This window comes from Bacteroidia bacterium (genome assembly GCA_016218155.1).
Classification (GTDB): domain Bacteria; phylum Bacteroidota; class Bacteroidia; order Bacteroidales; family GWA2-32-17; genus GWA2-32-17.
In genome coordinates this window covers 249999-261434 of the sequence record JACREQ010000032.1, presented here as the reverse complement: position 1 = coordinate 261434, position 11436 = coordinate 249999, and the positions used below count along the sequence as shown (strand labels likewise).

The 11436-nt window shown below is 29.1% G+C and carries 5 protein-coding genes and 1 tRNA gene; all 6 read right to left on the bottom strand.

The annotated features are described in order from the left end of the window. On the bottom strand, nt 1-792 hold a 792-nt coding region (locus tag HY951_05770), incomplete at its 3' end, for a tail fiber domain-containing protein (GenBank protein ID MBI5539546.1). A 30-nt stretch (nt 793-822) separates the two neighbouring features. Continuing rightward, complete coding sequence (locus HY951_05765) at nt 823-2745, bottom strand: family 16 glycosylhydrolase (protein MBI5539545.1); 1923 nt, start codon at nt 2743-2745, stop codon at nt 823-825. Between the two features lie 124 nt (nt 2746-2869). Further along, nucleotides 2870-3721 carry a site-specific integrase gene (locus HY951_05760; GenBank protein MBI5539544.1) on the bottom strand — a complete coding sequence of 284 codons (852 nt, stop codon included), beginning with the start codon at nt 3719-3721 and terminating at the stop codon, nt 2870-2872. Between the two features lie 615 nt (nt 3722-4336). Then, a tRNA-Ser gene (locus HY951_05755) sits at nt 4337-4425 on the bottom strand. A 65-nt stretch (nt 4426-4490) separates the two neighbouring features. Further along, nucleotides 4491-4778 (bottom strand): ATP-dependent Clp protease adaptor ClpS, encoded by a 288-nt coding sequence (locus HY951_05750; GenBank protein MBI5539543.1) that lies wholly within the window; start codon nt 4776-4778, stop codon nt 4491-4493. Nucleotides 4779-4817: 39 nt separating this feature from the next. Next, nucleotides 4818-11294: a PD40 domain-containing protein gene (locus HY951_05745; protein ID MBI5539542.1), complete on the bottom strand. Its 6477-nt coding sequence runs from the start codon at nt 11292-11294 to the stop codon at nt 4818-4820. Nucleotides 11295-11436 lie beyond the last annotated feature (142 nt).

The window sequence follows — 11436 nt, the reverse complement described above, 5'->3', positions numbered from 1 at the left end:
TAATCCAATATAATTTACGTCATAATAATCAGAAGAATCTTTTTTACAAACTAATTCAGGAAAAACTTCTTTAATATTTTGTGCAGTAAAGCCAATTTGGTTCTTATATTTCTTTCTTTCTTGCTCTGGCATAGGCGCAAGAAATTTTTCGGCAATATTGTATGTAAAACCATTTATTTTTTTTATCTTTTCAAGTGGATTACTAATAATTTTGAAGTTTTCTTTATATTTTTCATCAGAATGATTCCAAAAATTCCACACATGTATTCCATTAGCAAAAATTGTTTGTATTCTCTTAGTATCTTTTCCCAATTGAAATTGGCAATCTGTAAATGGATATAATACAGAAGTGCTCATTCCAGAATTATCCAACAGTACATCCACATATGAAGTGCGAAATCGAACAGTACCATTTATATCAAGATTATACGTTGGATTATTTTGCCAGATTCCAATACAACCATTAGTCGCAATTCGTAATCTTTCAACAGAGTTTGTGTTAAAAATTAAACTTCCTAAATTTTCTTGATTAACGAATTCGATGTCTTTACTATTAGCAGAACCTGTACGAATAATAAAACCATTTGAAGGTGAAGTTCCAGTTTGGTTATTTGTAAGCTGTAACATTCTAGCTGACAATCCTGAAGTAGGTAATGAATGAATATGTAAAAGTGATTGAGGTGTTATTGTTTCACTTCCAATACCAACATTACCATTTGTAACTACTCTTATTTGCGAAAAACAAGAAATAAATGTTAGGTTTAATAATAAAATAAAGATTGTTGTTTTCATTTTGATTTAATTAATAATATTTATTTTTAGTTAATTATTTTCAGTACAATTAGTAGGATATATTCCAAATTCAGCACCTTGGCTAATTATAACATCTCCTTTGATTAATATTGAATTGGTTGCTCTAAATGCAATTTTAGCAGTTGATGGTATAGTGATAAGAGTACTACAATCAAGAGTAACATTGTTATATACTTGATATATAAATCCATCGAATGGGTAAATATTAGTTATAGTTTTTGAAGTTAAACAATCTTTTCTCAATACAAAAGCATGAACGTAATCAACGTACATTTTCCTGACTGAAGGAGAAAAGCCTAATCCATAATTTGAGGGAAGATCTGGTCCAGAACCAATTGTAACAAGCTGTTTATATGTAGGAATCAAAGAATTATTGTAAATTTCTCGAATCATTTTTCCATCTAAATAAAAAATAAGCCTATTTGGAGACCAATCAACTGCATATCGATGAAATGAGTTAGTCAATAATGATTGAGAAATGAAAGTTTCTGCACCAAATGATTGTATGGTGTTATTTGGTGGTATACCATACCAAATGTTTGTTGAAGATTCAGATTCACTTAATGCATAATATTTTTCTGATATATCAATTTCTCCATATGGTGTATTTTCTGATCCTCCATAATACATCCAAAATGTTTGCCACATATCATTATTACCTGGTGCAAATATTAACCTAGATTCATAAAAACCATATGGAGAATAATATCTATAAGAATAATTTGGATCTAGATTATTATTTGGGTCATTTTGCCAAGCAGTTATAATTCCACCTGAATTAAATTGCCCAGTAGTTTGATTCCAATTGGAGGTGAAAGTTAAATAAGTTGTATCAGAAGGATCAGTTGTTCTAGATTCAAATGTGATATTATTTATTTTATTTACAGCATTATTTATACCTGTGTTTTTAATAATCCAATTAACACCATTAAATAAAAATGCATCTTTATTAGTACCTACAATTTGGTTAGTATCTCCTAATAAAATAATTGATTTCACAATTTTATTTGATCCAATTTCATTCCATAAGTTTCCATTGTCAAAGGATAAAAAAACTTTATCATTATTTGTGCTTGCACAAATATTTTGTGAATTTATTGCTAATGCTGTTATCCCATAACCAAATAGACCTTTTTGAGACCAGCTACTTCCATTATTTGCAGAATAAAAAACTCCATTGTTAACTGTACCTGCAAAAATTTCGCTTCCGTTTACCACTAATGCTGTTATCCCATAACCAAATAAACCTTTTTGAGTCCAGCTACTTCCATTATTAGTAGATAAAAACACACCATTTTCATTTGTACCAGCAAATATATTGTTTCCACTTATTGTTAAAGTTTGAATATTAGTTTCTGGTAATCCGTTATTAATATCAACCCAACTATTTCCATTGTCAGTGGACAAAAACACACCATCGTAACCGTAAGTACTAGCAAAAATATTATTACCACTAGTTGCTATTGCTATTATTTTATATGTAGACAAGCCTTTTTGTATCCAACTATTTCCGTTATCAGTTGACAAAAACACACCAGAATTTGAACCAGCAAAAATATTACTACCATTATTATTTATGCAATTTATATTAAAATTTGTTAAACCGTTATTTTTGGGTATCCAACTATTATCTATTTTATGGAGATTTGTTACTCCAATAGTATCCAAAAAGAAAACACCAAAATCTGTACCAGCATAGATTCCTCCATTACAAGAAACAAAAGAGTGAAAAACAGTATTTTGTGGAGTTTGTTCAAACAATTTCCAAGTACTTGGTAGCGAAGAACCAATAGGCTGATTAAATTCATTACTTATACCTAAAGGGCTTGGAATCCAATTGGGATCGTTCAATGGAGTTTGTCCAAAAATACTGCTTAATGGACTTAAAATGAATAATCCTAAAAAGAATATTGATTTTTTTAAAAATTTCATATTTTATCTACTTTTGAAAATTAAAATAAAATGTCAAAAATAGTTATTATATTTAATTATCAAAATTTCCGAAAAATACTTTTCTTATATAACAAATTCTTCTAAAAGGCATTAATTTATGTTCCTATTTAATAATTGAAAACTTATCATGCAAATGTTTAATATCGTTTCCAACCTTTTTATCAAGTAATCTTGCATAAATTTTTATCATATTAATAGAAGAATGTCCAAGTATTTTAGAAACAGTTTCAATGGGAACATCATTGTTAAGTGTTACAGTTGTAGCAAAAGTATGCCTAGCTATATGGCTTGACAGGTTTTTATTTATTTTACAAATTAGGGCTAATTCCTTTAAATATGCATTCATTCTTTGGTTTGTGTAAACTGGAAGAAGGACATTATGAGTCATGCAATATTCATTATATGCATATTTCTCAATTAAGCTTTTAGTTATCGGTAATATGGGGATGCTGCTTAAATTATTTGTTTTTTTACGATTAATTTTAACCCATAATTTACCATCTGTTCCGGTAACTATATTTTCTTTTGTTAATCTTTTTAAATCGGAATGTGCAAGACCTGTAAAGCATGAAAAAAGGAAACAGTCTCTTACTTGTTCTAATCGTTGAAAATCAAATTTTTTATTTAGTAGAATTTCTAATTCTTCTTCGTTCAAATATTCTCTATCCACCTTTTTTATTGTCATTTTAAAGTTTGAGAAAGGATCAGTTTTTATAATTCCGTTTGCAAGAGCAATGCGAATAATTTTTCTGAAGTTTTTAATGTACTTCATTGTAGTGTTGTGTGAACAATTTCTTTCAGTTTTAAAGTACAATTCATAATCAGTAATGAATTTGTGATTGATTTGTGAGATTGGGAGTTCTGTTTTTTTATAAAATAATTTAATGAAATTTTCAGTGTGCATCAAACTGGTTTCATATCGTTCTACAGTTTCAGGTGCAAAGTCTTTTCCAATAAGTTTTTTTACATTTTCGTTGTGCTCTTTAAAAAGTTAAATAATTCCCTTTTCAGTTTCTTCAATACCCAGATAAGCATTTCTTAGACTTTCAGCCGTTATTTCAATATCGTCTTCTCTCAGGATCTTCATGTAATTATGAATCTGTGTTCGAACACTGTCAATGTAGCCATTTATCATTTTAGCTTCCTGACTGTTTCCTATTGCAGTTCCAATTTCACTACCCCAAAGTTTTTCATAAATGCTTCTGTTTAAAGCAATTTAAACTCTTTTACTTTTAATAGTAATTCTTAAATAAACCGGAGCTTCTCCGTTTCTTAACAGCCTAGTTTTCTTAATGAAAAATATTAGGCCCATGGTTGTTCTTTTTTCCATAATTTGCATCCTCTTTTTTGGTTAAATGTATAATTTTTAGCTCAAAAAGACGAAATGTAAAGTACTGCATAAGAGAGAAATCGCACCTTATTCGGTTGTTTTTTTTTGGGGAATCTTATGCAACCGAATAGAACACCAAACTACCCCGAAAATGGTGTGTTTTTGCGTTGTTTTAGAGAAATAAAAAACCCTGACTTCTCTCAAAATCAGGGTTTTGCTTCTTTTTACAATGGATTTTCGCGGAGAGAGGGGGATTCGAACCCCCGGTACCAATTACTCAGTACGACAGTTTAGCAAACTGTTGGTTTCAGCCACTCACCCATCTCTCCTGAAAGGTCGCAAAAGTACAAAATTGAAACCTACCAACAAAATTATTTGAAAGAAAATATATTATTTATTCTATTACAGCAGAAAGCCCCTTAGAAATTAAACTATCTTTCATTAACTTCAGATAATTGTATGATCCTTTTTTAACATCACATTTTCCTTTAAGATGTGTAATTAATGCACATTGCTCGGCTTGTTCTGGCATATGATTACATACATCAACTAAAGATTCAATAACAAATTCGAATGTATTAACTTCATCATTATAAAGAACAAGAAACATATCACGTGTTGTTTCTTCATCTTTTACACCTACTGGTGAAGGTTTTGATTTAATTTTTTCTAATAACGTCATACGTTGAATAATAAAATTTAGGGTACAAAATTACAAAATTTATTGATTCAGTATATTTTTTGCATCATTTACAGAAATTTTAACTTTTCCATTATATGCAACAACAAAGGCATCTTGAACTCCTTCATTAATTAAAACATCTCGCATTTTCACAGCCTCATCATATGTTTTGAATTTACCTACTGAATAAACATTCGAACCTGTTTCATCGCGTTCATGATCTAATCCGTGGTTAGCAGCCATTTCTAAAAACTGTGTAACTTTATTTACAGGGATCTGCTCTTTAAATGCACCTATCTGAACTTTAAAAAGAATTGCAGTTTTGTCAACCGGCAAATTAGCATTTTGATTGACTTCAACATTTTGTTCCGGATATTTAACTTCAACCTGATCACTAGCTGATGCAGGATTCTGCATTTCAATTTTTGTTGCTTCAGCTACACTAATTCGCTTTCCATTATAATATGCAGAAACAAAAGCATCTGGTATACCAAGTTGAATAATTCTGTTTTTTTCTAAATCGGCCTTTTTAAAATCTGAATATTTCCCAGTGGTATAGCGGATAAATCCATATGCCTGTTCTTCATAAATAGGTGTAAGATTTTTTAAATCCTGTGAAGAAACAGGACTTTTATAAACACCAATCTGTACAGTATAAAATAACCCTGACACATTAGAAACATTAGTAGTATTAACAGGTTGCTTAATTGTAATTTGATTTACTGGATTATTATTTGTTTGATTATTATTTACATTTTGGTTTATTGGATTCTCAACTACTCTGTTTTTTATTTTATCTACCTCTGCCTGAGCTAACAAGTTATATTCTTCAGTTTTACCGTTTTCTTTTAACATCCTACGTGCATCAAATAATGAGATGCGTTTTCCATCTTTATATGCAACAACAAAGGCATCATTATACCCAATAGGTTTAATCTGATTTCTAACAATATTTGCAGCATCTTCAGAATAAAACAAACCAACATAATATCTTACATACTGACTACCTGCAAGTGTTTCACCTGAAATGGGATTTAATCCTTTAAAAGCTTCATTTTTAACAGGGGCTTTAAATGCGCCAATCTGAACTTTAAATACAATTCCATCAGGTAAAGGAACATTCATTGGAATAGGACTTGCAGCACTATATGCATTTACTGGTAGAATTGAAAAACCAAAACCAGTTTTATTTAATGCTTGGGTAATTGCATTATTATTTACAGGTGGGTTATCAACATTATTAGTGTTATTTGTTACAACATTATTATTTGTATTAATATTCTCAATTACATTGTTATTTGTTTTTGTTGTGGTATCAATAGGAACTGTAATGTTTTCTACTGCTAAATTTGATTTGGTTGTAGTGTCAATAGGTGAAACATTATTTATTACAACATTATTAGTATTCTTATTCTCAACTACATTGTTATTTGTTTTTGTTGTAGTATCAACAGGAACTGTTATGTTTTCAACTACTAAATTAGATTTTGTTGTTGTGTCAACAGGCGACACATTATTAATAACAACATGATTACTAGCCTTTGAAGTAGTGTCAACAGGTACAGTTACATTCTCAACAACTAAGTTTGACTTTGTTGTTGTGTCAACCGGTGATACATTATTTACAACAACATTATTATTTGTATTCTTATTCTCGATTACATTATTGTTAACTATTGCAGTATCAACAGGAGTTGTTATATTTTCGACAACCAAATTTGATTTAGTTGTTGTGTCAACAGGATTATTATTTTGATTAATTGCTAGAATCTGGCTTGTAGTATCAATTTCAGGAGTTTCTATATGAGTAATATCAGCATTTGTCTTAACTAAAAGGTTTTGATTTTGATTATTGTTTTTCGCCTGATGTTTTAAAGCGTATTCTTTTATTTCATCATCTAAAGGCTTAAGATTAAGATAAATTCCATAAGCTCTCTCCTGATCTTCTATTGCTTCCTGCTCTAAAGTATTGGCCTGAACAGCTATTTCGTATGCTTTACGGGCATCTTCTTTCATGTAAGATTTCTCTCTCAATGATTTTGCTTTAGAATACTTTGCATTAGCATCTTTCTCTAACTGTTTACCCTGTCTTGCCTCTGTAGTATTATCATTTAAACGTGTCTTTTTAAAATTCTCTTTATAAAGATAAAAACGAGCATCATTTATACTTTCATTTAGCTCAGCAGAAGTAAACTGGCTAGCAAACATGTCCTTTTCTACTTTAGGAATCTGCTTTTCAGCTTTTTTCTTATCCTTTGCATTTGCAGGTAATTCGACTATTTTTTTTAAGCTGTCGAGATTAGCCAGATATTTATTTGCATCATTTATCAATTGATTAGAAATAGCTCTTTTCTTTTCAGCCTCATCTAATCTGATTAATTCTTCTTCTGTTAAAGTTAACTTCTCAACAATTCGGCTGGTTTTAATTCTAACAATCTCATTTACATCAACAGGCTGATTTAGCACATCAAGTCGGTCAATTTTTGTAAGGTCATTTGTTGAAACAAAGAACACAGGATTAACATCAGTTAATACATCTACAGCATATTCCTGACTTGAAAGAGCTTTCCTTTCAAAGTCGGTTGCACGTTTTAACTCATCAGCTCTAGCATTCTTATCTGTGATAGCAGTTGCATTCTGTCTTATTTTTGATGCTTCAGTAAAATAAAATTCAGCTTCACTTGTATATTGTTTAGCAATAGACTTATTATTACCAATAACAGATGGTGAATTTTCTAATTGTTTAATCTGATTTTTATAAACCATAAACTTCATACTATCAGCCTTTCCGTAATAATTATAGGCATTAAGCATTTGATCGAGTGCTTTCTGTTCTTTAGAATCAATCCCTTTTAGTAATTGTTGTTTTTCCTTTGCAGAAAATGTTGCAGCAGCTTTATTCTTTTTAGTTTCAATATCAGTCAAACTCTTTTTTGATTCGGCTAATAAAACATCTGCTTTATGGGTTTCTGAATTATATGATTTAAGTTGATTTTCTTCATCAGGATTTAATGTAATTGTAACAGTACGAGGAATTAGATTTGTATCTGCCGAAACAGTATTAAAATTCTTATTTGTATTAGGATTTGAAACATTATTTACATTATTGCTATTATTTACTACATTATTATTAGCGGTAAGGTTTGTTTGAGATTTTTTGTATAAATCAATAGAATATTTTTGTTTTTGAATTGCAATCTGCTCAATATTATCAGCTTTATTGTATTCTAAAAGGGTTTCTTCAGGTTTCCCTAGTAATTCAGCATCTTTGCGGACATTAGCAGCTTTCTCGAAATATATTTCAGCTTCTTTATCAAGCATATTTGCTAATCTGATATCAGGATTAGTTATATCAACTTTTTTATTTACATCAATTACATCTTTATATATTACTGCAGCATCCTGATTAGACTCCATTGATACTGTAGAATATTTCTTAATAAGTTCAGCTTGTTTTTCACGTTTTGAAATTAAATCTTTATCTATTTGTTTTTGAGTTTTTAAATCTGCTGTTTCGCGCCTTTTAATTAACTCTTCAATCTCAGCAGTAATCTCGTTACAATTTTTCTGAATTCCCTTTAAAAACTCTCTATCATTCTCAACCAAGCTCATCACCTGTTTTTGCTCATTAGTTAAATTTAGCTCACTCTTCATTTTATATTGAGTAGCATTCAATACTAACTGTTCATTTGTTATAGCATTAACATCTACTTCAGAAACAGCCTCTTTATGTAATTTTTCTACATTGGCTTTACTTTGGTTTCTGATCAGAGTATTCTTTTCAATCTCTTTATTTAATTCTGCAATTTGTTTTTCAGTATTAGATTTAGAATCTGCATCAGTTGCATTTGTCAAACTGTACTTTAACATATCAACTTTAGTTCTTTGCTCACGAACTAAATTTTCATAATACTGAGCATTCAAAACTTCTTTCTGATATGTTACAAGCTTTGAATCCTGATTTGTATTTGTTGAATTATCGCTATTAAATGGAAAAACAGAATTATTGTTATAAATATTTGTATTAGTATTATTTGAAACAAGTGTTTTATCATTTGCCTTAGCTTGTTTTAACAACTCTTCACTTTGTTTAGTTTTTAACTCTTTTAAATCATTTAACTGAGTAATTTCATTATATGCAGCAGCATGCTTTTTAGGATCTGTAATTGAAGCCATTACTTTCTCTTTTACAGATATAACATTTTGTAATGAGTCTGCTATTTTCTTGTTTTTTTCTGCCTGAACATATAGACTTTCGGAATTTATATTATTTGCTTCGGTATTATTTATTACTTGATTATTGCTTTTAATAATATTCTGCTTGTTATTATTTGCAGTCAAATTATTATTGTTAAGTACTGCATTAGCATTCTTCACGTCAAAAGTAAGTTCTTTGTCAAAAATATCTTTATGTAACTGATCTTTATTAATGTTCTTTGTTAGCACAGCTAAATCCTGTGTTGTACGTGTATCAACGGACACATTATTCTGTAGTCCTTTTAAAAATTTAACTTCTTCCTGTAAATTTTCACTAACGATTTTTGATTTTTCATAGCTGTCTTCCAGAACAGAGTCCTTAGAATTATATGCTTCAAGCTGTTTATTTTTATTCTCTAACTGTTTTACAAGTTCTGTTTTCTTATTATTATCATTTTCGTTATCTATCTGTTGTTTTAGAGTATTAATTTCATCTTCAGTGCTTGAAATATCATTTAAATTGGCATTATATTCTTTTTCGTTTTGCAAAAACTCTTTTTGCTTACTGTTAGCAAGACTAGTTCTGTTTTCTATTTCATTTTCGATTGTAGTGTATTTATTCTGACTCTTGTTAAGCTGGTCTTTATTCTTATTTACAATCTCAACTAAACTCTCATTATTTACATTATCAGAATTATTAATTGCTTCCTTAATATTTTTTGTTTTTGCAGCATCCTCTTCAATATCTGTTGCAACCTGGTCCAGATTTTTTGCTACATTATATGCCGTAACTGCATTATTCTCGAGATTTTCAGCCTCGGTTATTAAGTCAAAAATTTCTTGCTTTTTCTTTTCGGCTAAATTTATATCTGTAATTTTACTTAATTCATTTGTTTTATCGCTTGCAAGTTTTCTCTTGTTATTTGCCTGATTATTTTTTTCAATAGCAGACAGATAAGCAATATCGCTTTGTTTTCTTAAATTATTAGCCTGATTGTTAATTTCCTTTTCATCTTTATCTACCTCTGAACTTAATTGTTGAGTTGTAATATTTGGTGAATAAGTAATAGGTTTAAACTTATAATTAGTTGAAGTTAACTGATTATTGTTATTTGAAACATTATTAGTTAATAATTGTTTATTGTTAGCATCGTTATGTGAATTTTCAGCCTTTTTAATATCAGCTAAAGTTGATACTTCAAGTTTTGAGGTATTTAAAATTTCATCTATGTTATTAAATTGTCTTTCAACAGGTTTTTTATCAACTACAATTTTATAAACCGAAATATTATCTCCATTGGTTTCACGGTTTGATGCAAAATAAGCATACAACTCATCCTTATCTGTAATAAACAAATAATCATCATATGGAGTATTTGTAGGAAAATCTAGGTTAATTGGCTTTGTCCATGCATTTGCAGTACTATCAAATACAGATTTAAAAATATCATAGCCACCCATACTATTATGCCCCTTTGATGAAAAATAAAGTGTTTTTCCATCGGCTTGTAAAAAAGCATAGTCCTCATCATATGGAGTATTTATTACAGAACCAATATTCACTGGTTTACTCCATGTTCCATCTAAGTTCTTTTTTATATTAAAAATTTCACGACCGTTTGCTTTATTTTCACCAAAACTTCCATAAAATACCTCTTTACCGTTATTCGGAAAAAAAATAACATTATTTACAGTTTCATATTTTTTATCAAGCTTAGTCTTAAATTCAGGCGGTTTTACAATAAGTTTTCCACCAAAATCTTTTAATTCATATGAATAATAAAAGTTATCGTTTTTAATTTTTTTATTATCAACAACAGTTAAATCACTGATATACCTAATAAGTTCTTTTCCATTGTTACACATAGCAATTCTGCTATCCAGTAAATATTTCTTTTTGTCTGCAGGTAGTGCTTTTTTTGAATAAGCTTCATAATTTGTTAATGCCTCATCAAACTTATAGCTTAAATGAAATGCCCTTCCTAAATAGAATTTTATTAAAGGATTATCACTTTTACTATCGGCAAATTGCAGATATTTTATAGCTTTTTCAATTTGTTGATTTGTTTCTATTAAACAAACAGCATAACCAAAATTATAATTTGGCTCTTTTGGATAAAGACTTAGTAATTGAGAAAATAATGGAAGTGCTTCTATGTAATTCTCTGCTCTGAAAAGTGTAAATGCTTTTTGTTCCAACTCAGTATCCTGAGTAGTTTTAACTTTATCCTGAGCATTGATGTTATAAACACAGGAGAAACTAAAAAAACAAAAAAGAATTAATATTCTGAATATCATTATTCTTCCATATAATATCATTCAAGTTTTTTACATAAAAACTCAAATTTAGTTACGAAATTAAACATTTTTTTATTCTAAATGCCAATCCCTCAAATTTATTTAATGAAAACGGACTTCAAAAAATAAGCCATTAAGAATTTATAAAGAATAAAATAAAACA